Genomic DNA, 236 nt, shown 5'->3' with positions numbered 1-236 from the left:
ACGTGATCAGCAATGCCCCGGAAGACGCACCGGCCATCGTCGAGCGGCTGATCGCCAACCCGGCCGTACGCCGTGTGAATTTCACCGGTTCTACCCACGTCGGGCGCATTGTCGGTGAGCTGGCCGCCCGGCACCTCAAACCCGCTTTGCTGGAGTTGGGTGGCAAAGCCCCGTTGATGGTACTGGACGACGCCGACCTTGACGCTACCGTCGAAGCCGCGGCGTTTGGTGCCTAC

At 64.4% G+C, this 236-nt stretch carries 1 protein-coding gene; it reads left to right on the top strand.

Going from position 1 to position 236, the window contains the following annotated elements:
* Positions 1-236 (top strand): aldehyde dehydrogenase family protein (locus R0K30_RS23490; protein WP_410613437.1); only part of this gene is annotated, 236 nt, incomplete at both ends.

Origin of the sequence: Bacillus sp. SIMBA_154 (genome assembly GCF_046536015.1) — a bacterium.
In the GTDB taxonomy this organism is placed as follows: domain Bacteria; phylum Bacillota; class Bacilli; order Bacillales; family Bacillaceae; genus Bacillus; species Bacillus pumilus_P.
The sequence above is the reverse complement of the archived record's forward strand: the minus strand, read 5'-3'. Positions and strand labels throughout refer to the sequence as shown.